This is a genomic window from Methylophaga sp. UBA2496, assembly GCF_002341635.1.
Lineage (GTDB): Bacteria > Pseudomonadota > Gammaproteobacteria > Nitrosococcales > Methylophagaceae > Methylophaga.
This window is the reverse complement of the sequence record NZ_DDOK01000005.1, coordinates 184,651-208,467: the sequence shown is the minus strand read 5'-3', so window position 1 is coordinate 208,467 and position 23,817 is coordinate 184,651. Positions and strand designations below refer to the sequence as shown.

Annotated in this window: 19 protein-coding genes and 2 tRNA genes; 11 read left to right on the top strand and 10 right to left on the bottom strand. The window is 46.4% G+C overall.

All coding sequences use genetic code 11. From position 1 onward, the window contains the following. Nucleotides 1-12 precede the first annotated feature (12 nt). The gene (locus tag B2W60_RS08100) at nt 13-288 is read left to right on the top strand and encodes a YcgL domain-containing protein (RefSeq protein WP_292359868.1); all 276 of its coding nucleotides are present in this window, start codon (nt 13-15) and stop codon (nt 286-288) included. 6 nt (nt 289-294) lie between these two features. Here B2W60_RS08100 and mutS read toward each other — a convergent pair whose 3' ends face one another. Beyond that, on the bottom strand, nt 295-2,844 hold the full coding sequence (mutS, locus tag B2W60_RS08095) for a DNA mismatch repair protein MutS (RefSeq protein ID WP_292359870.1): 2,550 nt from the start codon (nt 2,842-2,844) through the stop codon (nt 295-297). 16 nt (nt 2,845-2,860) lie between these two features. On the opposite strand from mutS, the gene B2W60_RS08090 reads away from it, so the two are divergent. The 8 genes from B2W60_RS08090 to B2W60_RS08055 all read left to right on the top strand — a co-directional run bounded on the left by B2W60_RS08090 (nt 2,861) and on the right by B2W60_RS08055 (nt 9,493). Beyond that, nucleotides 2,861-3,373 carry a CinA family protein gene (locus B2W60_RS08090; RefSeq protein ID WP_292359871.1) on the top strand — a complete coding sequence of 171 codons (513 nt, stop codon included), beginning with the start codon at nt 2,861-2,863 and terminating at the stop codon, nt 3,371-3,373. A gap of 120 nt (nt 3,374-3,493) precedes the next feature. Continuing rightward, the gene (gene recA / locus B2W60_RS08085) at nt 3,494-4,534 is read left to right on the top strand and encodes a recombinase RecA (RefSeq protein ID WP_292359873.1); all 1,041 of its coding nucleotides are present in this window, start codon (nt 3,494-3,496) and stop codon (nt 4,532-4,534) included. Beyond that, on the top strand, nt 4,531-4,971 hold the full coding sequence (gene recX, locus B2W60_RS08080; RefSeq protein WP_292359875.1) for a recombination regulator RecX: 441 nt from the start codon (nt 4,531-4,533) through the stop codon (nt 4,969-4,971). Before recA ends, recX begins: the two co-directional genes overlap by 4 nt. Beyond that, nucleotides 4,971-7,574: an alanine--tRNA ligase gene (gene alaS, locus B2W60_RS08075; RefSeq protein WP_292359876.1), complete on the top strand. Its 2,604-nt coding sequence runs from the start codon at nt 4,971-4,973 to the stop codon at nt 7,572-7,574. Before recX ends, alaS begins: the two co-directional genes overlap by 1 nt. Before the next feature lie 3 nt (nt 7,575-7,577). Further along, nucleotides 7,578-8,798 carry an aspartate kinase gene (locus B2W60_RS08070; protein WP_292359878.1) on the top strand — a complete coding sequence of 407 codons (1,221 nt, stop codon included), beginning with the start codon at nt 7,578-7,580 and terminating at the stop codon, nt 8,796-8,798. A gap of 227 nt (nt 8,799-9,025) precedes the next feature. Continuing rightward, complete coding sequence (gene csrA / locus B2W60_RS08065; RefSeq protein WP_014706856.1) at nt 9,026-9,211, top strand: carbon storage regulator CsrA; 186 nt, start codon at nt 9,026-9,028, stop codon at nt 9,209-9,211. Between the two features lie 54 nt (nt 9,212-9,265). Further along, nucleotides 9,266-9,355: transfer RNA gene (locus tag B2W60_RS08060), tRNA-Ser, on the top strand. Between the two features lie 61 nt (nt 9,356-9,416). Beyond that, nucleotides 9,417-9,493 (top strand) — tRNA-Arg (locus B2W60_RS08055). Nucleotides 9,494-9,743: 250 nt separating this feature from the next. On the opposite strand, the gene B2W60_RS08050 is transcribed toward B2W60_RS08055, so the two are convergent. The 7 genes from B2W60_RS08050 to B2W60_RS08020 all read right to left on the bottom strand — a co-directional run bounded on the left by B2W60_RS08050 (nt 9,744) and on the right by B2W60_RS08020 (nt 19,777). Further along, nucleotides 9,744-11,540 carry a sensor domain-containing diguanylate cyclase gene (locus B2W60_RS08050; RefSeq protein ID WP_292359880.1) on the bottom strand — a complete coding sequence of 599 codons (1,797 nt, stop codon included), beginning with the start codon at nt 11,538-11,540 and terminating at the stop codon, nt 9,744-9,746. Nucleotides 11,541-11,899: 359 nt separating this feature from the next. Next, complete coding sequence (locus B2W60_RS08045) at nt 11,900-12,436, bottom strand: glutathione peroxidase (protein ID WP_292359882.1); 537 nt, start codon at nt 12,434-12,436, stop codon at nt 11,900-11,902. 115 nt (nt 12,437-12,551) lie between these two features. Beyond that, a complete protein-coding gene (locus tag B2W60_RS08040) occupies nt 12,552-14,204 on the bottom strand; it encodes an ABC transporter ATP-binding protein (protein ID WP_292359883.1) in 1,653 nt (550 codons plus the stop codon). Beyond that, nucleotides 14,201-15,397: an ABC transporter permease gene (locus B2W60_RS08035; protein WP_292359885.1), complete on the bottom strand. Its 1,197-nt coding sequence runs from the start codon at nt 15,395-15,397 to the stop codon at nt 14,201-14,203. The genes B2W60_RS08040 and B2W60_RS08035 overlap by 4 nt, the downstream gene beginning before the upstream one ends. Continuing rightward, on the bottom strand, nt 15,390-16,772 hold the full coding sequence (locus B2W60_RS08030) for an ABC transporter permease (protein ID WP_292359886.1): 1,383 nt from the start codon (nt 16,770-16,772) through the stop codon (nt 15,390-15,392). The genes B2W60_RS08035 and B2W60_RS08030 overlap by 8 nt, the downstream gene beginning before the upstream one ends. 20 nt (nt 16,773-16,792) lie before the next feature. After that, the gene (locus B2W60_RS08025) at nt 16,793-18,673 is read right to left on the bottom strand and encodes a peptide-binding protein (RefSeq protein ID WP_292359888.1); all 1,881 of its coding nucleotides are present in this window, start codon (nt 18,671-18,673) and stop codon (nt 16,793-16,795) included. Between the two features lie 180 nt (nt 18,674-18,853). Continuing rightward, complete coding sequence (locus B2W60_RS08020; protein WP_292359889.1) at nt 18,854-19,777, bottom strand: patatin-like phospholipase family protein; 924 nt, start codon at nt 19,775-19,777, stop codon at nt 18,854-18,856. A 111-nt stretch (nt 19,778-19,888) separates the two neighbouring features. Here B2W60_RS08020 and B2W60_RS08015 point away from each other — a divergent pair, with 111 nt between their 5' ends. Continuing rightward, on the top strand, nt 19,889-20,101 hold the full coding sequence (locus B2W60_RS08015) for a hypothetical protein (protein WP_292359890.1): 213 nt from the start codon (nt 19,889-19,891) through the stop codon (nt 20,099-20,101). Between the two features lies 1 nt (nt 20,102). On the opposite strand, the gene B2W60_RS08010 is transcribed toward B2W60_RS08015, so the two are convergent. Together B2W60_RS08010 and ybaL are read right to left on the bottom strand one after the other, a co-directional pair. Next, nucleotides 20,103-21,479, bottom strand: a complete 1,377-nt coding sequence (locus B2W60_RS08010) for a ribonuclease J (protein WP_292359892.1) — start codon at nt 21,477-21,479, stop codon at nt 20,103-20,105. A gap of 33 nt (nt 21,480-21,512) precedes the next feature. Continuing rightward, nucleotides 21,513-23,216 carry a YbaL family putative K(+) efflux transporter gene (gene ybaL, locus B2W60_RS08005; protein ID WP_292359894.1) on the bottom strand — a complete coding sequence of 568 codons (1,704 nt, stop codon included), beginning with the start codon at nt 23,214-23,216 and terminating at the stop codon, nt 21,513-21,515. A gap of 269 nt (nt 23,217-23,485) precedes the next feature. Between ybaL and B2W60_RS08000 the strand changes: the two genes are divergently transcribed. Next, nucleotides 23,486-23,785 (top strand): OadG family transporter subunit, encoded by a 300-nt coding sequence (locus B2W60_RS08000; protein WP_292359896.1) that lies wholly within the window; start codon nt 23,486-23,488, stop codon nt 23,783-23,785. The last annotated feature ends 32 nt before the right edge of the window (nt 23,786-23,817 follow it).

The following is a 23,817-nucleotide window of genomic DNA, read 5'->3' as shown; positions in this document are numbered from 1 at the left end:
ATCAGAGTTATTATGAAAGCCTATATCTATAAAAGCCGAAAAAAAGAAGAGCTGTATCTTTATCTCAGCAAAAAAGATGATTTTTCAGAAGTCCCGCCAAGTCTCTATGGGTCAATGGGCAACGAACCAATATTTGTGATGGAACTCGAGCTTAGCCCGGAGCGAAAGCTGGCTAGAGAAGATGTAAATAAAGTCATTCATAATCTGGAAACACAGGGCTTCCATGTACAAATGCCGCCGACCAATGATTTATTGTTACATCGTGAGCGCACAGGCCAACTGCATTAATTTAAGTCAAACCAGTTTTTTCAGCTCGTAAAGTAATTCCAATGCGGCCTTGGGTGTTAATTCATCCGGATTGATTTGCCCGATTTTATGAATCAAAACGGCATTATCCGGTTGGGCAAATAAATCCTGTTGCGGTTGTAGCTCCTGGCCCTCCGAACCAACGCTGCGTTGTGACTCTAACGTCGCCAGTTTATGTTTGGCTGCCTGAATAACATCGTTTGGCACCCCAGCCAATTGTGCAACCTGTAATCCATAACTCTGATTAGCTGCACCCGGTTTTAATTGATGTAAAAACACAATTTTGTCGCCATGTTCAATGGCATCCAAATGCACATTAGCCGCTTTGCCATATAACGCTGGTAGCTGGGTCATCTCGAAATAATGTGTCGCAAATAAGGTATAAGCACCAATATCCCGTACCAGTTTTTCAGCGCAACTCCAGGCCAGCGCCAGCCCATCGAATGTACTGGTCCCACGCCCCACTTCATCCATCAACACCAGACTTTGTGCCGTCGCGTTGTTCAGAATATTGGCCGCTTCATTCATTTCCACCATAAACGTGGAACGACCTGACGCCAGATCATCACTGGCACCGATACGGGTAAAAATCTGATCTATCTGGCCAATTTTGGCTGATTCCGCCGGTACGTAGCTGCCCATATACGCCATGATAACTATCAAGGCAGTCTGACGCATATAGGTGGATTTACCGCCCATGTTTGGTCCGGTAATCACCAGCATCGACTGTTCATTTAATTGCAAATCATTTGGGCAGAAATGGGTTTTCTGCACTGCCTCAACCACCGGATGCCGACCAGCCTGAATCGATAAGCCTTTATCGGTGGTTAACTGCGGCGCAACATAATTGAGTGTTTGCGCTCGCTCAGCCAGATTTGCCAAAACATCAAGCTCAGCCAGTGCCGCAGCACAATGGGTCAATGCTGCAAGATCAGGATGAATCAGTTTAAAGAGTTCTTCATATAAAGATTTTTCCAATGCCAACGCTTTTTCGCTGGCACTGAGCACCTGATCTTCATGGGTTTTTAATTCAGCTGTGATATAACGCTCAGCATTTTTCAATGTTTGCCGACGCTGATAATCAGCGGGCAATTGAATATTGTGGGCACGGCTGATTTCGATATAAAAGCCATGCACTTTGTTATAACCGACTTTTAAGGTGCTGACCCCGGTCCGTTCCCGTTCACGCTGTTCCAGTTCACGCAAAAAATCATTGGCATTCAGATGCAGATTGCGTAATCGATCCAACTCCGCATGGTAGCCTTCAGCAATGACTCCGCCATCGCGAATCAATACCGGCGGTTCTTCAACAATGGCTTTATTTAAAAGCTCAAGTAATTCCGGGAAAGTGCCCAATTCCCGATCAATCTGTTTCAGTAACCTGGCTTGAACATCTGATAAATGCAGATGCAGATTCGGCAGCGCAGTCAGCATGCGTCTTAATTGCACAAAATCCCTGGGACGGGCGCTACAAAGGGCTAAACGGGTCACAATACGCTCGATATCACCCAACGGTTTTAACAGGGTTTGAGCGAAAGCAATGACATCTGCTTCAATAAGATTGCCAATTGCCTCCTGACGTTGCTGCAAAATCGTTAAATCGCGTTTGGGTTGCAATAACCAACGCCGAAGCAAGCGTGTTCCCATCGGAGTAACAGTGTTATCGAGTACTGATAACAAGGTATTTTCACGACCACCTGACAGATTCTGTTCCAGTTCCAGATTCCGTCTGGACTGCGGATCAATACGAATGCTATTAACGGGTGTTTCCACACTGATTTTGCGTAATTGCGGCAGTGCTGTCCGATGCGTTTGCTGAGCATAATTCAGTAAACAGCCTGCTGCCATAATGGCCAGCGGCAGCTCCTCACAGCCAAACCCTTTCAGGTCTGTGGTTCCAAAATGCTCACATAAACGGCGACGAGCCGCGTCCAGACCAAAATGCCATTCCGGGACAAACCGCAGTAGTTTGTTATAGCTATTAAATGATTCGCCATGACTGTCATCAATCAAAATTTCTGCGGGTTGCAGTCTGGCTAAATCTGCAAGCAGATCATTTAATGACTCATGCTGACAAACTTCAAAACGACCACTGCTGATTTCAGCGACGGCTAATCCGTATTGATCCTTTTGCCGGGCTATCGCCACCAGTAAATTGTCTTGTTTGCTGTCGAGTAAGGCTTCATCGGTTAACGTACCGGGTGTCAACACCCTGACTACCTTACGTTCAACCGGACCTTTACTCGTTGCAGGGTCACCAATCTGCTCGCAAATGGCCACTGGCACACCCGACTTAAGTAATCTGGCCAGATAGCCTTCAGCAGCATGATAAGGCACACCCGCCATTGGAATGGGAGCACCGTTACTATTACCGCGGGCAGTCAGCGTGATATCGAGGAGCTCAGCAGCCTTATGTGCATCATCGAAAAACAACTCATAAAAGTCGCCCATTCGATAAAACAATAATAATTCCGGATGTTCAGCCTTGATCCGCAGATATTGCTGCATCATTGGCGTATGATTGGTTTTTTCGGTCATTTTTATAGTTTAGCGTATGCAAGATTATTCTGACGCAACACTTTATCAGCTTACCCAGCAACTGGCACAGGCGCTTCAATCAAAAGGCCTGCGATTAGTCACCGCCGAGTCGTGTACCGGTGGCTGGCTGGCAAAATGTTGTACCGATTTACCGGGAAGCTCTGCCTGGTTTGAAGGTGGCATCGTCAGCTACAGCAATCAAATCAAACAGCAACATCTTGATGTACAGCTCAGTACGCTTGAAAAATATGGTGCTGTCAGTGAGCAAACCGTGATTGAAATGGCCTCTGGTGCCATCCAAAATTTCTATACCGATATATCTGTAGCAATAAGCGGAATTGCTGGCCCCGATGGCGGTTCAGAGGAAAAACCTGTTGGAACCGTCTGTTTTGCCTGGGCCGATAAACAAAGTGTGTTTTGTAATACCTTTTATCTGCGCGGCAATCGCGAATTCATTCGCCGCCAGGCCGTATTTATCGCACTTGATGGTTTGGTGAAAAAATTAGCTTCCACCGAATATTACGCCTGAACCCGACTACAAAATTAATATCCACTAAATGCCTGTTTGAAACCGCAATCGACGCTGGTGAGACATGGCTATCTGTGTGATAATCCATAGTTTTCTGATATCAGCTAAAGGGCACACCAAATGGATGAAAACAAGAAGAAAGCGCTTGGCGCCGCCTTAGGTCAAATCGAAAAACAATTTGGCAAAGGTGCCGTAATGCGTTTGGGCGACGGAACGGCCCACCGTGATATCGATGCGGTTTCAACAGGCTCAATTGGGCTAGACGTTGCCCTGGGTATCGGCGGTTTACCACGTGGTCGTGTCGTTGAGATCTACGGCCCGGAATCTTCCGGTAAAACCACGCTGACGCTGCACGCCATTGCCGAAATGCAAAAACTGGGGGGCACCGCTGCATTTGTCGATGCCGAACATGCGCTTGATCCCCTTTATGCTGAAAAACTGGGCGTCAATATCGATGATCTGCTGGTCTCTCAACCTGACACTGGTGAGCAGGCGCTGGAAATCACCGATATGCTGGTCCGTTCTGGTGCCGTTGATATTGTCGTGGTCGATTCAGTTGCCGCATTGACGCCTAAAGCTGAAATCGAAGGTGATATGGGTGACAGTCACATGGGGCTTCAAGCCCGTTTGATGTCTCAGGCTTTACGTAAACTGACGGCCAATATCAAACGTTCCAACACACTGGTTATCTTCATCAACCAAATCCGCATGAAAATCGGCGTTATGTTTGGTAATCCTGAAACAACTACCGGTGGTAATGCGCTTAAGTTCTATGCTTCAGTCCGACTGGATATTCGCCGGATTGGCGCGATCAAAAAAGGCGATGAAATTCTGGGCAACGAAACCCGTGTGAAAGTCGTAAAAAATAAAGTCGCTCCGCCGTTCAAGCAAGTCGAATTCGATATTCTCTATGGTGAAGGCATCTCTCGCGAAGGCGAATTGATTGATTTGGGTGTCAGCGAAAATATCGTCGAAAAATCCGGCGCATGGTACAGCTATGACGGCAATCGAATTGGTCAGGGTAAAGACAATGTACGTATTTACCTGAAAGAACATCCGGAAATGGCGAAGGATATCGAAGCGAAAATTCGTGCTGTGATGATGCCAAAGAACATCAAGGTAAGCGCTGAAACCCCTGTGGATGATGAAATCGACGCGTGAAATCCCGCTCTGCAACCGAACAGGCCATTGGTTATTTAGCCAGACGGGAACATAGCGCCGCCGAATTACAGCAAAAACTTCAACAAGCCGGTCATGAAACAGATAAAATTCATGCCGCTTTAGAAAAGCTGCAACAAAGTGGCTTGCAGGATGATCAACGTTTTGCCGAAGCGTTTATCCGATCCCGTGCCCTACGGGGCTATGGTGAGTTGCGAATTCGGCAGGAAATGAAACAAAAAGGTGTGGCGGATGAACTGATTAACTCCACCATACAACAGGCAGAAACTGATTGGTTTGCGCTTGCCATCGAAGTTCGGTGCAAGCGTTTTGGCGAGCAGAGTCCCGATGATTATAAAGACCGTGCCAAGCAGATGCGGTTTTTACAATATCGGGGCTTTACTCATGAACAAATAACGGAAAGTTTTGAACTGAACTAATGAAAACGAGCGCTGATATACGCAAATTATTTCTGGACTTCTTTGCTGACAAAGGTCACGAAGTCGTTTCCAGTAGCCCATTAATTCCGGCCAATGACCCGACATTGTTGTTTACCAATGCCGGCATGGTTCAGTTTAAAGAAGTCTTTCTCGGTCAGGAAACCCGAAAGTACACGCGCGCGACAACAACTCAGCGCTGCGTACGTGCCGGTGGTAAACACAACGATCTTGAAAATGTCGGTTATACCGCCCGCCACCATACATTCTTTGAAATGCTCGGCAACTTCAGTTTCGGTGATTATTTCAAGCGTGAAGCGATTCGATACGCCTGGGAATTTCTGACTGAAACATTACAGCTGCCAGCAGATAAACTATGGATCACGGTATTTGAGGAAGATGATGAAGCCGCTGATATCTGGTTAAACGAAATTGGTGTCGATGCTTCACGCTTCTCCCGTATCGGTGCTAAAGATAATTTCTGGTCAATGGGTGACACTGGTCCATGTGGCCCCTGCTCAGAAATATTCTATGACCACGGCCCGGAAGTAGCTGGCGGCCCTCCTGGTACACCGGAAGAAGATGGCGATCGTTATATCGAGATCTGGAATCTGGTCTTTATGCAGTTTGACCGTTCTGCTGATGGCACGCTGACTCCCCTGCCTAAACCGTCGGTGGATACCGGCATGGGTCTGGAACGTTTAGCCGCGGTGCTCCAGCATAAACATAATAATTACGACATTGACCTGTTCCAGAATCTGATCAAAGCGATTCAAAAGCTGTCGGGAACCACTGATTCCAGCAACACCTCGTTACGCGTTATCGCTGACCATATTCGTTCCTGTGCCTTTATGATCACCGATGGCGTGCAACCATCTAATGAAGGTCGTGGTTATGTGTTGCGCCGTATTATTCGTCGCGCCATTCGGCATGGACATAAGCTTGGGTTAAAAGAAGCATTCTTCTACAAACTTGTTCAGCCATTGGTCGATGAAATGGGCGAAGCCTTCCCCGAACTTTCCAAGGCACAGGCGATTGTTGAACAGGCTTTGCAAATTGAAGAAGAACGCTTTGCCGATACATTGGATAATGGATTGAAAATTCTGGATCACGCGATTGACGAAATGGCGGATAAAGAAATTCCTGGTGAAACCATTTTCCTGTTGTATGACACCTACGGCTTCCCGATTGATTTAACCGCCGATATCGCCCGTGAACGCGGTTTGACGATTGATGTGGCAGGTTTTGAACGTCACATGGAAGCACAACGTAATCGTGCACGCAGTGCCAGTCAATTTGGTGGTGGTTTATCCGAAACACTGATTATTGATGGCGAAACCGTTTTTTGTGGTTATGACCATGTGCGTAATGAAGGTGTTATAACTGCTCTGCTCGTTGATGGCGAAAATGTCGATAAACTGCATGCCGGGCAGCAAGGCATTATCGTTCTGGACCACACGCCTTTTTATGCCGAATCCGGTGGTCAGGTGGGCGATCAAGGCGAAATCAACACGGCTGGTGCGCACTTCATTGTTAAAGACACACGCAAACAGGGCAAAGCCTTTACACATATTGGTGAATGTAAGGATGGTACCTTTGAAGTAGGTCAGCCGGTGATTGCCCACGTAGATGAATATAACCGTCAGGCAACAGCACTTAACCACTCTGCCACGCATCTGCTACATGCTGCTTTGCGTAAAATTCTCGGTGAACATGTCACGCAAAAAGGTTCGTTGGTCGATTCACAACGACTGCGTTTCGATTTTTCACATTTTGAACCGGTTTCGGCTGAACAATTACGTGAAATAGAACGGCTGGTTAATCAGCACATCCGCGTAAACCACACGGTTGAAACGCGCCTTATGCCAATTGAAAAGGCTCGTAAAAGTGGAGCAATGGCATTGTTCGGCGAAAAGTATGATGATGAAGTTCGGGTACTGAGCATGGGTGAATTTTCGGTTGAACTTTGCGGTGGCACACATGTTGGTCACACGGGTGATATTGGTCTGTTGAAAATCACCAATGAAACCGGTATCGCTTCAGGGGTTCGTCGTATTGAAGCTGTCACCGGTGAAGCGGCACTGAACTATATTGAACAGTCTGAAAACCGTCTCAACCGGCTAACTGATTTGGTCAAAGCCAAACCAGAGAATGTCGAAGAGAAAACGCAGCAACTGGTGCAACGCACTCGTCAACTGGAAAAAGAACTGGAATCCCTCAAATCAAAACTGGCCAGCAGTGCCGGTTCGGATTTAGCTGCTTCAGCAACGGAGATTGGTTCTATCAAAGTGCTCGCTGCCAATCTCGAAGGCGCCGACGTTAAAAGTCTGCGTGAAGCCGTTGATCAACTTAAAAATAAACTGGGTAGCGCCGCCATTATTCTGGCTGCGGTAGAAGGTGAGAAAATCACCTTGATTGCCGGTGTCACGAAAGATGTGACCGATAAAATTCGTGCTGGTGATCTGGTATCACATGTCGCCGCACAAGTCGGTGGTAAAGGTGGCGGCCGACCAGATATGGCTCAGGGCGGTGGTAGCGAACCACAAAAATTAACTGCTGCACTCGACTCCGTCACCACTTGGGTGGCATCTAAGCTGGAAAATTAAGTCATGGCACTTATCGTACAAAAATACGGCGGTACTTCAGTAGGTTCTGTTGAACGTATCCAGGAAGTCGCTAAAAAAGTTATCCAATATCGCAAAGATGGTCATGATATCGTCGTTGTGGTATCCGCTATGAGTGGCGAAACCAACCGTTTGCTGGCTTTGGCAAAGGAAATAACGCCACATCCGCGAGGACGTGAACTGGATGTTTTGCTGTCAACGGGTGAACAAGTCACTATCGCTCTGCTCAGCATGACATTGCAACAAATGGGTATGCCCGCACAATCCTATACCGGATCTCAAGTAAAGATCCTGACTGACGATGCGCATAATAAAGCCCGCATCATGCAGATTGATGATGAAAAAATGCGTGAGGATCTTGCAGAAGGCAAAGTCGTTGTGGTCGCCGGTTTTCAAGGTTGTGATGAACAAGGCAACATTACAACTTTGGGGCGCGGTGGTTCTGATACCACGGCAGTAGCATTAGCTGCCGCCCTGAAAGCAGATGAATGTCAGATTTATACTGATGTGGATGGCGTGTATACCACCGATCCACGTGTTGTCCCGGAAGCCCGCCGACTGGATCGCATTACTTTTGAAGAAATGCTTGAAATGGCCAGTCTGGGAGCAAAAGTTTTGCAAATTCGCTCCGTCGAATTTGCTGGAAAATACAACGTGCCTTTACGCGTACTTTCATCCTTTACGGAAGGTGGCGGCACATTAATTACCTCTGAGGAACCCTCAATGGAACAAGCGCTTATTTCGGGTATTGCCTTTAATCGCGATGAGGCAAAATTAACCATTCTGGGCGTGCCTGATCAACCAGGTGTCGCTCATAAAATTCTGGGGCCAATTGCCAAACAGAATATTGAAGTGGATATGATCATCCAAAACACCGGACATGACTCAACTACAGACTTTACTTTCACAGTGCATCGTAATGATTATCAAACGGCATTGAATCTACTCAAAGAAACATCGGTTTCTCTGGGGGCTCGTGAAGTTACAGGCGATGAGCATATTGCCAAAATTTCACTGGTAGGTGTTGGAATGCGTTCACATGCAGGTATTGCCAGCACCATGTTTGAAACGCTGGCACAGGAAAATATTAATATCAGCATGATCTCCACCTCTGAAATCAAGATTTCAGTGGTTGTCGATGAAAAATATTTAGAGCTAGGTGTCAGAGCGCTACACAAGGCTTTCAAGCTTGAACAGAGCAACTAAACCATTGATATCAGGAAGTTTTTCCTATCGATAAGGTGCTAATATCCTGATATACTTTTTGCACTTGTGATATATGGATAATTAGTTGTCCAACGCTGTCATAGAGGAAGAGAGGCGAAGATCTCTCACAAGGAAATAAACGGAACTGGCACGAGGCCTAGCTCATCGAAAGGAGTCAATAAATCTCCTCCGCTCGTCGCCAGAATTTACACTGCAAGGGGAATAACATGTTAATACTTACACGTCGCGTTGGAGAGTCACTCATCATTGGTGATGATGTTGTTGTAAATGTGCTTGGTGTTAAAGGCAATCAAGTCAGAATTGGTGTTGATGCACCAAAAGACGTCACGGTTCATCGTGAAGAAATCTACGATCGTATCCAGGCAGAAAAAGATCAATCAAACGCAGGTTAATTAAGCAAATCGACTAGCCAAATGAATCATAGCTGGTATAATGGCCGGCTTGATGGAGAGCTGGCCGAGTGGCTGAAGGCGCGCCCCTGCTAAGGGCGTATAGGTTAACCCCTATCGAGGGTTCGAATCCCTCGCTCTCCGCCATTTTTTTCTGAATTTATCCTTGTGATAGTCAGTAAAAAACAGTACAATTTCACGCTTTAAAGCGCCTGTAGCTCAGCTGGATAGAGTACCTGGCTACGAACCAGGCGGTCGCACGTTCGAATCGTGCCAGGCGCACCAAAAATTGAAAGTCAATCAAGCAGTTATCATTAATTTGGTAGCTGCTTTTTTGTTTTCTGTCCTTAGGTTTTCTCTAAATTACTCGTTTGATATGCTCGAATGCGTACCTTTACAATCACATCTTTCCGATATGTGCATACCACAGCTTTTTTCTGGACAATCAGATATTCGTTTTCATATCTAATGCGTTCGGGTAAAACCTGTCAGCTCTAATTACTGTTATGGCTGCATACATAAGTAATCAAGAGTTTCAAAGTTTGTTTTCTGCCGACTTAACTTCATACATCCGCTTATCAGCAGCATTTAAAAGTTCGTCTGCCGAAGTAGCGTCCTGTGGACAGGCAGCCATACCGATACTCGCCGAGACTGATAAACTTTTACCATTATGAATCAGCGGTTGTTTGATTGTTTCAATAATAGATGTAATGACCCGTTGCGCCTGGCTTGGTGAGGTTTCCGGTAATAAGACTGCAAATTCATCACCTCCGAGTCGGGCCACAGTATCTGTTTCACGCAGGATTCTGCTGAGCTGTGTGGCAGTATGTTTAAGGATTTCGTCTCCCACATGATGACCATAGTTATCGTTAATTTCTTTAAATCCGTTTAAATCAATAAACAAGATAGTAAATTCGCGTTTATTACGCCGATAGTTTTGTACCAGTTTATTCAAAAACTCGAAGAACATCAGACGATTTGGAAGCCCCGTCAGTCCATCATGGAATGCCTGCCATTCCAGCTTCAGTTCAGCCTCTCTTCTGCTGGTGATATCAATAATAAACGCCAGTACATGCTTATCATCCAGAGCCGTTAGCCGTTCCAGAAAATAATATTCCTTACCATCTAATACCAACGGATATTCGATCGTTGCCGGTTCGCCAGTGTTTATTGTTTCAGCCATCAAAGCGAGTTTCTTTTCGACCAGATCGGCATCTAGCAGCTCACTGATATTCATTCCATTTAACTTAGTCGCATCAACCAGCAATGGAAAACTATCCTCTACTTCATGGTCGATTATTTTGCCATCCACCCTCATGGTGAGCAGCAAGTCGGGCATCGCATCAATAATGGCTTTATTGCGATGATTAAGCACCGCCAACAGTTTTCTGGACTCAATCTGCTTGAGCAACTGGTTACCTAAAAAAAGTAACAACAGGGTGAAAACTATCAAGATAATAAAATTTCTGGTCACCATCTGCTGTTCATATTGTCTTATCGACTGTTCAGCAGACGCACGGTTTTCAGCAATAATGGAGAACATTCCCCATTTGTTAAGAAATTGAAAATCACATTGCGCGTTATTCTGGAGCTGAACGCGATGTATGCCAAGCTCGGTAGATGTCAGGTATCGATGATCCTTGCACAGGCTGTAAATATCATTTTTTTGCAGCCCTTCGTACAGACTGGAAGACCAGATGAGTTTGCCCGATTCGTCGGTCAATACAGCCGAAATATTTTTGTTTTTGGTAATATTGCCAAGCTGAGCTGTCAGATCTTCACTTTTCAAGGCTGCCACCGCCACACCGGTAAACTGATCATCAGCATCTCGAATGGGATAACTCATCGCAATATAGAGTGCGCTTTCCTGAATAATGGATTGCCTCGGTGAGGAAATGAAAAATTTTGTCTGCTCATGTTTGGTGTGCTCAGTAAAATAATCTCTGAGCGATATCGGTGATTGATATCCTGGACTGGTAGAAAATGTAACTACCCCTTCGTTATCAGTGATATAGAGCTGCCATATAGTGGGATTCAGATTTGTTAACCTTTCAGCATAAGTCGCGACCTGCTCAGGTGCTTCCATGCTCATCGCGGCAAGCTGTTTAAGGTTGGCTCCTACAAAAGAAAATTCTTTATCAATCAGCTCGGCTTGCAACACGGATAACATACTCACTCGCTGACTGATTTGCTCATTAATCGGGTTTTGATAACCAGCGACTTGTTGGTGGTAAAAAAACCGTAAACTCAACGCACCAATGATCCACACTACAAGTAGAATAAACACTACAAACGTGCGATTAAAAAACAAATTATCGATATGTTTGGTCATACGGACAGAATAGCGCGTGAAGAATCAAAGTACACTAAAACTCTTTGCAATTCGGATAGTTGCGCACAGTTTAATAAAATACCCAGTCGGCATTAACGTTGATTGATAAGTTAAAATTTATTGTCTGACACGACGTGACAAGTGAGGTTAGATTAGGAATATCGATACTAGCTTTTGGTCGTTGCCTAATCACTCAAAGGTATCTGACAAACTATCAATCTGATTACACGTTTAGCATGATTCAGTAAAGCCAAGTTAGCGGGCAAATCAACATATCCTTGCACAAAAAAAGGCTTATCAAAAATAATTTTATACTTTTAATAAGCCTTTATTGTTATTTAATCGCCAATATTTACGAATTATAGCAATGACTCAATGGCATCAGTCACTTGCTTATCACTTGGCTTAACTTTGCTGGGAAAAGCGGCAACGACTTTACCATCAGCATTAATCAGGTATTTACTGAAATTCCAACCAGGCTCTTCACTTTGCTGGTTAATTTCCTGAAATACCGGATTAGCATTCTGACCCGTCACAAAGCTCGGCGCGATCATGGTGAAGGTTACACCAAAATTTTCCCGGCAAACCCGCTCAGCTTCGGCCTCGTCTTTTGCTTCCTGATTAAAGTCATTACTGGCAAAGCCAACCACCATCAAACCGCTTTGCTGATACTTCTGATGCAATGCTTCAAGGCCTTCAAACTGACGAGTATAACCACAGTGGCTTGCCGTGTTCACCACCAGCAATGGTTTTCCATTGGCTACTTCACAGAGATTAATGGTTTCGTTTGAATGCAGTTTGGGAAGTTCATAGTCGAGAAATTCAGGGCAGGATTCTGCTGCCTGAACCGAAAATGAAAGCATTAAACTTGATATCAATAATAATATATAACGCATCTTAAAATCCTTTGGCTATCAGTAGGTCGAGCTCGGTCACCACTCAGGTGTTATTTATGCAGACCTTAGGAACGACTAAAAGTTGATAAGCGGCTGAATTAATTGTCTCTCAGCGTTAAACGGCAGAGGCCATATAATTATCATCCAGCCTAGGCACGGCATCCAGCAGGTTCCGAGTATGTTCATTCTGTGGTGATTTCATGATGTCATGTGTATTACCGGATTCGACTAATTGCGCTTTATGCATCACCACCATGCGATCGGCCAGATAATCCACTACACCCATGTTGTGTGTGATAAACAACATACCGATGCCCTCTTCATCTACCAGCTGCCGTAACAACCTTAAAATACCGGCTTGAACTGATACATCTAAAGCTGAGGTAATTTCATCACACAAAATAAACCGAGGTTCGAGTACCAGAGCTCTGGCAATCGCCAGTCGCTGTCGCTGTCCGCCAGAAAATTCATGTGGATAACGCCATAAACTATCGGTTGGCATTTCAACCCTGTCCAAAAACCGCGCTGCGATTTGAGTACGTTCGGCATCGCTACTGCCAATACCATGTACCCGCATCGGTTCAATCAAAGTAGTATGAATTGGCAGGCGTGGATTTAAACTGGAACCCGGATCCTGAAACACCACCTGCATTCGTCTTCGAAGGGGCCGCATCGCTTTGGCTGATAATTGGGTAATATCCTGTCCTTCCAGAAAAATACTGCCTGAAGTCACTTCCTGCAGTCTTAGTAAAGCCCGGCCCAAAGTGGTTTTACCGCAGCCTGATTCACCCACCAGAGCCACGACTTCACCGGCATTTACCTGCAAAGAAACGTTTTCAACGGCATGGAAATGATCGACTACCCGCCGCATCAAACCGCGACGTACTGGAAAATACACGGACACATCTTTGACTTCCAGCAACACTTTTTCTGATTTCACCATTCTGTCAGGTCTGGTCAGGCGTTCCGGTAATGCGGCTATCAGGCTCTGGGTATATTCATGTTGCGGGTTACGTAAAACATCTGCCGTCTTGCCACTTTCGACCAGTTTGCCTTTGCGCATCACCCCAACCACATCGGCAATTTGTGCCACCACGCCAAAATCATGGGTAATAAACAACATGCCCATTCCGTATTTGGTCTGTAAATCACGCATCAGCTTAAGAATCTCAGCCTGTACCGTGACATCAAGGGCAGTAGTCGGCTCATCCGCAATCAATAATGCCGGTTCACAAATCAGCGCCATCGCGATCATCACCCGCTGACGCTGGCCACCGGATAAACGATGGGGATACTCCCGAATACGACCTTCCGGGTCCGGAATCCTTACTTCTGTCAATGCTGCCAGAATCTTCTGTCTACGCGCTTCTTCATCAAGTTCCGGTCGATGGATCACCAATACTTCTTCCAGTTGCTGGCCAATTGTCTGCACGGGATTAAGTGAGGTCATTGGCTCCTGAAATATCATCGCAATACGACTGCCACGAACTGAGCGCAACGTTTCATCATCTGCATTGAGCAATGCTGTTTCAGGTAAGTGTCCCTGAGGGTCAGTTAACTGAATATGACCATCAGGATGCCGGTAATGACCATGCGGCAATAACCCCATGATCGATAACGCTGTTACTGATTTACCACTACCGGATTCACCGACCAGACAATAGGTTTGGCCGGGCTCAACAGCGAGACTGATATTATCCACCGCCCGTAACCAGTTATCGCCCTCACCCAGCTCTGTCACCAGATTTTTCACTTCCAGCAACTTCATGACTGCATACCCCGACTGGTATGGGGATCTACCGCATCACGCAGTGATTCACCCAACAAATTATAGGCAAATACGGTCATAAAGATTGCCCCACCCGGGAAAACGGCCAACCACCAGTTAAATGTCGAAGATTGAACGGCCTGATTCAACAATTGTCCCCAGGAAGGATCATCAACCAGCCCCAACCCCAGAAAGCTTAATGTCGCTTCAGCCAGAATCGCAGAGGCAACACCAAAACTGGTAGCGACCAGCAACGGCGCCAGACCGTTGGGCAGCATATGGCGGAATAAAATCGATCGTAATGGCAAACCACTGGCGATTGCCGCTTGAACAAAGTCCTGTTGACGCAGTTTGAGAAACTCCGCGCGTACATACCGTGCATAGCCTGACCAGGCGGTGATGCCGATAATGACCATCATCATGTAAATAGATCGTCCGAAAAAAGCAACAAATGACAACAGCAGGAACAAGGTCGGTATAGCTTCAAAGATTTCCACCAGGCGCATGCCAATGATATCGACAATGCCGGAAAAATAGCCCATCAAACCGCCAATTATTGTGCCGATAACCAACGCAATACCGGTAGCAATAAAACCAATCCCCAAGGCAATCCGTGATGCATGAATCATCCGCGATGCTACATCTGCACCATTTTCATCGGTACCCATCCAGTGTGTTCTTTCTCCAGCAGACAAAGGCGATTCAATGCCGGTATCCGCATAATCACGTAAATAATCTTTTGCCGAGTACGGAATCGGTACACGGATGATGTTTTCAACTTTACCAGCCGTTTCCAGTTCACGGTACTGTTCATAAACCACCAGAACAGGTGGTGACACAGTCGAATAGGCAATAAATGAAACCATCGCCATGCTCGCCAGCCATAACAAAATCTTTTTCCACAGCACAACTGAAAACGCAGAAATCACCAGCGTAATAAAAAATCCACTCAGCCAAATCCAGTCCAGTGCTTCCATATGCTTGAGTAATGGACTGGTCGCCTGCCCATCAACCACCAGGTAAAGTGGATGACTGTTTGCCAGAAACGGTGAAAACGTGGCGATAACAACTAACAAGCCTATCCAGGCCAGACCTATTTTGGCACTGGTTCTTTTCAATAATGATGAAGCAACCTGTTGAGTCCAGGATTTGGATGGCTGCTTGACTGGAACTTCGACGACTTGCTCAGTCATAACTGACCCTCGGATCAACAATTGCGTAGGCAATATCAGCCAACAAATAACCAACTAGCGTCAGCAGACCGGAAATCAGTGTCACCGATAACACCAGCTCCCGATCGCGGGTCTGGACAGCTTCAACCGCCAGCTTGCCCATTCCATCGATACTGAAAATGCTTTCAACGATGACCGAACCCGCCAATAAACTGGGTAGTAATGTTGCTGAAACAGTGATCAACGGTAAAAGCGAATTCCGAAATACATGCCGCCACAATACGGTTTCTTCATCCACACCTTTGGCTCGAGCGGTACGCGCATAATCTGCGGTCAGATTTTCCAGTAGCGATGAGCGTGTCAATTTGGCCAGAAATGCCAGACCTCCATATGACAGGGCAATTACCGGTAACACCAGATGCCATAGACGATCCAGCAAATAGCCCCCCTGTACCACCTGCACACCAAACAATCCGGCTAAAGCCAAACCAAACCCCACCGCAAATCCACCGGTAATGACAATTCGCAGTGCGATATTACCCAATCCTGCGAAGAGTCTGACCAGCATAGCCATTGAAGGAATAAGCAACACATGCAATAAGCCAAACAGATCACCATTGAGATTAAATGCCATGGCATAACCCAATAAACCACCGACAATAAGACCGGCGAATTGTCTGATTTTCAATGAAAAGGTCACCACGGCGCTGATAAGCAGAACGGTGAGCAATGCCACACAGGCAAACGTAATGAACACATCACCCATACTGGTCATTAACGGCAGGAAAGTCTGGTCAGCAGTCTCTCTTCGCATCAGACCACCGGTAGGAAACCATCGCCAGTATTGTTCCGACGCAAAAAAACCAATAAACAGAACACCGGCCAGCATGCTAGGGACTGACCACAGTCCAAGCAGCAGAATATTCGATGTCACATCAAATCGGCCGCCACGTTGGCGTGCGGCCTGCACACCAATTCCAATGGCCAGGGCGTATATGAGCGGGATAGAAATCAGATTGAGTAACAAGGTGATTGGCAGCCGTTCAGCAATCATATCAGTAACCGGTCTGCCATAACGGAAACTGGTACCCAGATCAGTGCCTTTCCACAATGAAAATTCGCCAAAGGTGCCGTCCGGCAGGCGTTTAAATCCAATTGGTGAAATATTATTCAGCCAGCGAACATATTGCACCGGAGCCGGTTTATCCAATCCGTAAAGTTTATTGTAATAGTCTTCCAGCGCCTGGCGGCTTTGCGGCTCCAGCTCCATGCCGTCCACCAGCGATTGGGCACTGATCCCTCCCGGTGCAGCAGCCATCACGGTAAACACAACAATCGTGATACCGAGCAAGGTCGGGATCATCAACAAGATGCGTCTCAGCAAATAATTCAGCATGATGGTCTTGGCCTGCTTAACTAACGTCTATGCTGCAGTTCAGCCGGCACATATATCTCTACCGGAACACTCATCAGATTCAGACCCAGACCGGTTTTTTGCAGGTTATGGATACGTCGATCAATAAATGCCATGGTATTACGGCGGAACAGGAAGGTATAGGGTTGCTCATCCACCAGAATTTTCTCTGCCTGATGCCAGAGTTTCATTCTTTCTTCTTCTTTTACTTCTGCACGGGCAGCATCAATGATGGCATCAAGCTCAGGGTTGCGATAATTGATAAAGTTATCACCACCTTCGACTGTCTGGCTGGAATGAAACATCTGGTAAATATCGATTTCAATGCCCGAGGTCCAGGCCAAAGTAATGGCATCAAAGTTTTTTTGTTGAATGTTTTCCACCATCACCGACCACTCAGTTGGATTCGGTTTCATGATAATGCCGGAGCGCGCATATAAATCGCGCAGAAACAGCACCATCCGCCGGGTATCGTCACTGTCCTGAAAATAGGTCAGCGAAAATTCAAATTCCTCACCATCTGGTGTTTCCAGAATGCCGTCATTATTACTGTCCTGAAAACCAGCTTCCTGCAATAACTCTCTGGCTCTATCGATGTTATGACCGATCGCCTGATTGGCTTCATCGTGCTGGGCTGAACCCGGCATAAACGGACTGGCAGCAGGCTGACCATAACCGAGGAAAATCTCTTCCAGCACTCTATCTACATCAGTCAGCATGGACATTGCCATACGCACCCGTTTGTCGGCAAAAATGGTCTTTTCACCGCCACGTTCCTGATTCCAGGCAATAAAGCTGTAACCGGCTGTTGGACTCATATATTCAAAATTCTGACTACGCTCTGTAATGCCCTCGTCATCGAGCAAATTCTGATACTCACGTGGACGGGCGCTATAAACATCAATATCACCGTTACGGAAAGTAGTCAGTCGTGCGCTGTCGTTTTCGATAATGCGCCAGACTATTCGATCAAATGACGCACTGACCGGTCCCCAGTAGCGAGGATTACGCACCAGCTCAACGACACCTTTATCCGGAGACCAGCCTTCAGGGTTACTTAAACGGAACGGACCTGAACCAAGTAATAAACCACGGCTTTCATTAAAGGTTTGAGGATCATCGAGAAATCGACCATAAAAATGTTCAGGCAAAACATCAATACTGCCCGCTAGTTGGAGACTATTGAAATACGGTTCTTTGAATACAAATTCCACATGATAATCATCCAGCGCAGTAACACGCTCCATTCTGGATAAGTAGGCACGACTGCGAGGAGCGGCAATCGCCTCGTTCATGATGAAATTAAAGGTAAACTCGACATCCCTGGCAGTTAATGGCTCTCCATCGGAAAACGTAATATCCCGGCGTAATGCAAAAGTAATCGTCAGACCGTCTGAAGACGTAGACCAGTCTTCTGCCAATAAACCATTCCATTCCAATGTGTCCGGGTTTCTGACCAGTAATGATTCCAGGACATATTGTTGCACTTCTGAAGAATAGGCATCCGCGGAGACTAATGGGGTCAGTGTGCGGATGTTACTGGCGAAGGCCATCATCAGCCAGTCACCTTGTGCATAATCTTCTTTTTCAGCGGCCAGACGCGCTCGTTCAAATGCATCTGTGCCTCTGATATCTTTGGGGCTGACCGGCTGGCTGTTCGGGTTACGGCTAAACTCCGCCGTACGCAGCGTTTGCTCCAGATTACGCAAAAGCCCCCGGGTTGCACGAATGTCTTTAGCCTGCTCCTCCATGATCCGCGTCATTTCATTCATCCTGGTCCATTGTCTGTCTATCTGAACCATCAATAGCAGAAACATCACTACAAACAGACTTAATGCCAGCCAAAACCAGAGCTTACTGATCCCCTCAATTCCATTTTTCATGCTTTATTTGCCTATATCTCTGTAGATTTGCGTTATTTTTGTTGATTGTTTTGCCCAGACTGACAGTTTGTGCGACCGCTGTCAGCAGGTTTCTACTAAAAATCCAGCTTCACGACATGACAGTTTCAAATTTAAATTGGTTCTTAACACTTGCTAAATTTTTCACAGCAGACGAATCAGCTAATCACGTTGCCCCAGACAGAACTGAATTTCCGCCAGGTTTTTGTCGACACTTTTTGCCCCAGCCTCTATGGCTTCGGCTGCCCGGTAAAACTCCAGCAACCCGATATGTGATAAGCGCGGCTGTAATAACACATCCGGCGGGTCACCTGCCATGCGACTGCGGGTGATCCTGTCCTGAGTTATATTCACTGATGCAGCAATCGCGGCAAACATATCCGGCACATCTTCTTTGGGAGGTTTATCCTCAGCAAAAAGATTTCCAGTGTAATTGGTTATAAATTCACTGATACGGTTACCAAGCAAACTGGCGCTCTGATCATTCTTTGTAACGGGAGGATTTTGATGCAGATGTTTCCCTAAAATATCGCCATTCAGATTCACTGCAATCACGATATCGGCTCCCAGGGCACGGCATACAGATACAGGGACAGGGTTCACTAGTCCACCATCGATCAACCAGCGACCATGATGTTTAATCGCCGGAAACAAACCAGGCAACGAAATTGACGACCAGACAGCTTCCAGTAATTTGCCCTCGGTGTTCCACACTTCCTGTCCCGAATGAAGATGCGTTGCAACACTGGCATAACGTTCTGGCAATGACTCAATTAATACTGTTTCGTCAGCAACATATAGCGTTAGAAATTCATGCAATTTGTCTTTATTGACGACGCCGTTAAACGGAAATCCGATATTGAAAAAACGTGCCGTTTCGAGCTTGGTCAGTTTAAGCAATCGCTGTTGCAGATCAGGTAATTTGTTACTGAGATAAGCTGCTCCAACCAACGCGCCGATAGAAGTTCCCACCACTACATCGGGTTTAATCCCAGCATTCTTCAGAGCATTAATCACGCCAATATGTGCCCAACCTCGCGCCGCACCGCTCCCTAAGGCCAGGCCTATTTTCAGCGAATCTTTCATTTATTTTCCATGTCTCAAAGGTTGAAGTCAGCGTTAACTTGATGAAAAAATTAAAGATATATTAAATCAGACCGCTATGATTTAAGCGTTAACAAAAGTTAGGTCAATATGATGGATATTTCACGAATTTATCATAACAATTTTTTAATAACCTATAGCACACATCCGGTAAACCCTGGGCAACCTGCTGCGGATAAAACCCAGCCTAGCATTCAGGAAGACCGGCGGCAGCGTCGTGAACGGCGCAAACGCAAGCAGAAAACCCTGATTGAAAGACGGGTTTCATCAGAGCGGCGCGGCCCCTCATTTGATGCTGAGGCGTAAATTACAGTTTTTTTAACGTCTTACGATCAAACAGGCCCCATCTTCCTGTTTTAACTGCGCCACGCCTGATGCCATTCACTGGCGAGATATAAAACAGATCACCATTCTGACCCAGTAATTGCCGCCTCACCCCGCTGGCTTTGGCGATTTTGGCATTGGCTTTCATATGCATTAATTCGCCATGTACCGGAATCGCACATTGTGGCTGAACCCACTGATACATGGTTTTCAATTCTTCACTGGCAGGGTGTCCCGAAGCGTGAATGGGCAACGCACTGTTGTCCATATCAATCACATCCACCTGCATGGCCTTGAGCCGTTCAATCAATGCAGCAATAGCCAACTCATTACCGGGAATCACTTTCGAGCTAAAAATAACGGTATCACCAGGTGACAATTGCAAATCCCGAAAGCTGTTCAGACTTAATCGATTGAGCGCTGTTCGAGGTTCACCCTGACTACCGGTCGCAACCAATAAAACCGTATGCGCAGGCAAGTACCCCAAATGAGCCGAATCTACTGATGTTTTTACACTGGTCCAGAGACCAACATTTTTGGCTGCTGAGACGGTATTGATTAAGGAACGCCCTAATAAACCAAGATGCCGACCGGTTTCTTCAGCGATACCGGCCAGGGTATGTAATCTGGCGATATTACTGCCAAAACAGGCAACAACGACCCGGCCTTTCGCTTGTTCTACATGGAATTTCAGCCCTTTATAGAGATTGGCTTCGGATTCAGACCACCCCTGAACATTCGCATTGGTCGAATCACAGACCATTGCATCCACCTGATATTCCGCCAGTTTCTGAAATGCAGCTGCATCATAAGCCTGACCAACAACCGGGGCATTATCGAGCTTCCAATCCGCAGTATGAAAAACCTTCCCAACCGCGGTGCTGATTAATAATGCATGTGGCTCCGGAATCGAATGCGTCAATCGCAACCATTCCACTTGAAACACACCAATCTGCCGTTTGGCGTCCGCTTCGACGATAATGACCGGCACTTTATCTGCGATACCCTGTTCGACCAGTTTGCGTCGCAGCATTTCAGCCGTAAAAGCAGTGGTATAGACCGGACAGCGGAAATATTCCCAGAGATAAGGCACTGCGCCAATATGATCTTCATGGGCGTGAGTAATAATCAGTCCATCCAGTTGTTGACGGCGATCAATCAGAAATTGTGGATCTGCCATCTGAATCGGCGGGTTTTGACTGTTAAGAGGCTCCCCAAACTCATCCACTTCTGCCTGAAAAGTAACGCCACAATCTACAATCAACCAGCGCCCGTTATGTCCATATACGTTCAGGTTCATACCAATTTCGCCACAGCCTCCCAGCGGCAGGAACCAAAAATCATCTTTTCCAGGTGTCATCCAGACCTCTTAATTCAGACTCCCCAACAGGAGTCAGTGTTCATTATTATTCGGGGCAAAACGTGTCGTGATGTGACTGGTAATACTTTTTGCCAATTCGTCTTCACTGAAGAAAACTGTACCAATACCATCTTTGGTCAACAATTGCGCTTCTGCTGCATTATACGTCCGCAACACTATTTCAATTCCTGGATTCAGCTTTCTTGCGGTATCGGCCATTTGTCTGATATCGACCGGATCCGGTGTTGCGATCACCAGCATGGCGGCATTGGCAATATGCGCCTGAATTAACACAGCCGGTTCTGCTGCATTACCGGCAACAGCAGCTATCCCCTGTTTGCGCAAGGCTTCTACCTGCTCACGATTCTGTTCCGCAACGACATAAGGAATATCTCGTGCATTGAGTGCTTCTGCCACGCGGCTGCCTACTCGCCCAAACCCGACTAACACGACCTGGCCTTTAAGAAATTTACTCTCAGTCGACATCGGCAGTTCAGCAAATGGATCTTGTCGCCGTTCAAGTCTGCGAGCCAGAAATGAACGCATCAATATCCACTTCCTCAACGGTTTTACAGCCGAGAATAATAAAGGATTGACGGCTATTGAAATAATGGCTCCTGCCAATACCAGATTCATACCTTCATGAGGCAGCAGTCCCAGCGTCACCCCAAGCCCTGCCAGAATAAACGAAAACTCGCCGATTTGCGCCAGGCTGGCGGCGACGGTTAACGCTGTATTAAGCGGATAGCGAAATGCCAGAGTCAGTGCCATGGCTGCCATGGATTTACCGACAATAATGATGCCCACGACGGCCAGCACATGCAGTGGTTCTTCTATTAAAATAGCCGGATCAAACAACATGCCTACGGCTACAAAAAACAGCACCGAAAATGCATCGCGTAATGGCAGTGATTCCTGGGCAGCCCGATGACTGAATTCAGACTCACGCATCATCATACCGGCAAAAAAAGCCCCCAGAGCAAACGACACACTGAACAGCAACGCGGCCCCATAAGCAATACTGATGGCTGCGGTAATGGTTGCCAGAGTAAACAACTCACGCGAACCGGTGCCAGCCACCTGCCAGAGAATCCAGGGAAACAGTCGGCGGCCAACGATTAACATCACCGCAATAAAGGCTGTTACCTGCAATAAAATCTTACTGATCGTTTGCCAGAGTGGCGCATCAGACAGGGCAGCATCACTAGAGCCCAAAATACCTGCTAAAGCAGGTAATAACACCAGCATCAATACCGTTGCCAAATCCTCAACAATCAACCAGCCTACGGCAATACGTCCATTCATCGTGTCCAGCACGCCTTGGGCTTCAAGGCCTTTTAATAACACCACCGTGCTGGCACACGACAAGGACAAGCCCAACACCAGCCCCTCACCAAACGTCCACCCCCAGCTCATTGCCAGCATAGTGCCTAACAGCGTTGCAATGGACATCTGCACTATGGCGCCGGGCACTGCAATCCGTTTAACCGCCATTAAATCTTTAAGCGAAAAATGCAACCCGACACCAAACATCAGCAGCATCACACCTATCTCGGATAATTGAATGGCAATATCAACATCGGCATGAAATCCCGGGGTACTGGGGCCAATAATGATGCCGGCAAGCAGATAGCCAACCAATGCAGGCACATTGATTTTTTCTGCAATAAAGCCCAGTACAAGCGCCAGGCCAAAGCCTGCAGCTATCGTGCTGATAAGCGGGACATGATGCTCCATAAAACTCCGTAAATTTCCCTTAGATACGTGTGTTAATTTTCTATCGTTTTATTATTGTTTACCGAACAATCCTTTTTCTGAGTTTTACCGACCAAGTTATTAAAACACAAGCTATTTTGAATATTCCTTTACCCTGCTACGCTACATAAGAAGTCGCTTTTTGCGTAAAGGAAATATGTGACTTAAATCAACAATGCTATACTAGGCGGCTGTTTACAGTTGAAAACGCTACAAGCTTTTAACGACCCAAATCAATCAGAGGCAAACAGATGGATGACACCACCCTTATGTCAGAAGGATTAACGCTCATGCTGACCGGCATGGGTTTTGTATTTGTGTTCTTGACAGTGTTAGTACTCGTTACAACATTGATGTCGTGGGTTATAACCCGCTACGAGAAAAGCGTAGGCGCCCTTCCAGCAGAAGGAATTCCCGCCCCCACTGCCGTTCTCGGTCAAAATAAATCCACTCATAATCAAAATCAGTCCCAGCCTTCCCAACAAGATCACACATTGCTGACAGTCTTATCCAGCGCAGTCCATAAATATCGAAATAAAAAAAATAAGTGACGCCAAGTCATCATAAAAATCAGTTTAATCAC

Excerpts from the sequence above, each read along its gene's own strand:
- B2W60_RS08100 (WP_292359868.1), top strand. The coding sequence starts at position 13 with ATGAAAGCCTATATCTATAAAAGCCGAAAAAAAGAAGAGCTGTATCTT.
- mutS (WP_292359870.1), bottom strand. The coding sequence starts at position 2,844 with ATGACCGAAAAAACCAATCATACGCCAATGATGCAGCAATATCTGCGG.
- B2W60_RS08090 (WP_292359871.1), top strand. The coding sequence starts at position 2,861 with ATGCAAGATTATTCTGACGCAACACTTTATCAGCTTACCCAGCAACTG.
- recA (WP_292359873.1), top strand. The coding sequence starts at position 3,494 with ATGGATGAAAACAAGAAGAAAGCGCTTGGCGCCGCCTTAGGTCAAATC.
- alaS (WP_292359876.1), top strand. The coding sequence starts at position 4,971 with ATGAAAACGAGCGCTGATATACGCAAATTATTTCTGGACTTCTTTGCT.
- B2W60_RS08070 (WP_292359878.1), top strand. The coding sequence starts at position 7,578 with ATGGCACTTATCGTACAAAAATACGGCGGTACTTCAGTAGGTTCTGTT.
- csrA (WP_014706856.1), top strand. The coding sequence starts at position 9,026 with ATGTTAATACTTACACGTCGCGTTGGAGAGTCACTCATCATTGGTGAT.
- B2W60_RS08050 (WP_292359880.1), bottom strand. The coding sequence starts at position 11,540 with ATGACCAAACATATCGATAATTTGTTTTTTAATCGCACGTTTGTAGTG.
- B2W60_RS08045 (WP_292359882.1), bottom strand. The coding sequence starts at position 12,436 with ATGCGTTATATATTATTATTGATATCAAGTTTAATGCTTTCATTTTCG.
- B2W60_RS08040 (WP_292359883.1), bottom strand. The coding sequence starts at position 14,204 with ATGAAGTTGCTGGAAGTGAAAAATCTGGTGACAGAGCTGGGTGAGGGC.
- B2W60_RS08035 (WP_292359885.1), bottom strand. The coding sequence starts at position 15,397 with ATGACTGAGCAAGTCGTCGAAGTTCCAGTCAAGCAGCCATCCAAATCC.
- B2W60_RS08030 (WP_292359886.1), bottom strand. The coding sequence starts at position 16,772 with ATGCTGAATTATTTGCTGAGACGCATCTTGTTGATGATCCCGACCTTG.
- B2W60_RS08025 (WP_292359888.1), bottom strand. The coding sequence starts at position 18,673 with ATGAAAAATGGAATTGAGGGGATCAGTAAGCTCTGGTTTTGGCTGGCA.
- B2W60_RS08020 (WP_292359889.1), bottom strand. The coding sequence starts at position 19,777 with ATGAAAGATTCGCTGAAAATAGGCCTGGCCTTAGGGAGCGGTGCGGCG.
- B2W60_RS08015 (WP_292359890.1), top strand. The coding sequence starts at position 19,889 with ATGGATATTTCACGAATTTATCATAACAATTTTTTAATAACCTATAGC.
- B2W60_RS08010 (WP_292359892.1), bottom strand. The coding sequence starts at position 21,479 with ATGACACCTGGAAAAGATGATTTTTGGTTCCTGCCGCTGGGAGGCTGT.
- ybaL (WP_292359894.1), bottom strand. The coding sequence starts at position 23,216 with ATGGAGCATCATGTCCCGCTTATCAGCACGATAGCTGCAGGCTTTGGC.
- B2W60_RS08000 (WP_292359896.1), top strand. The coding sequence starts at position 23,486 with ATGGATGACACCACCCTTATGTCAGAAGGATTAACGCTCATGCTGACC.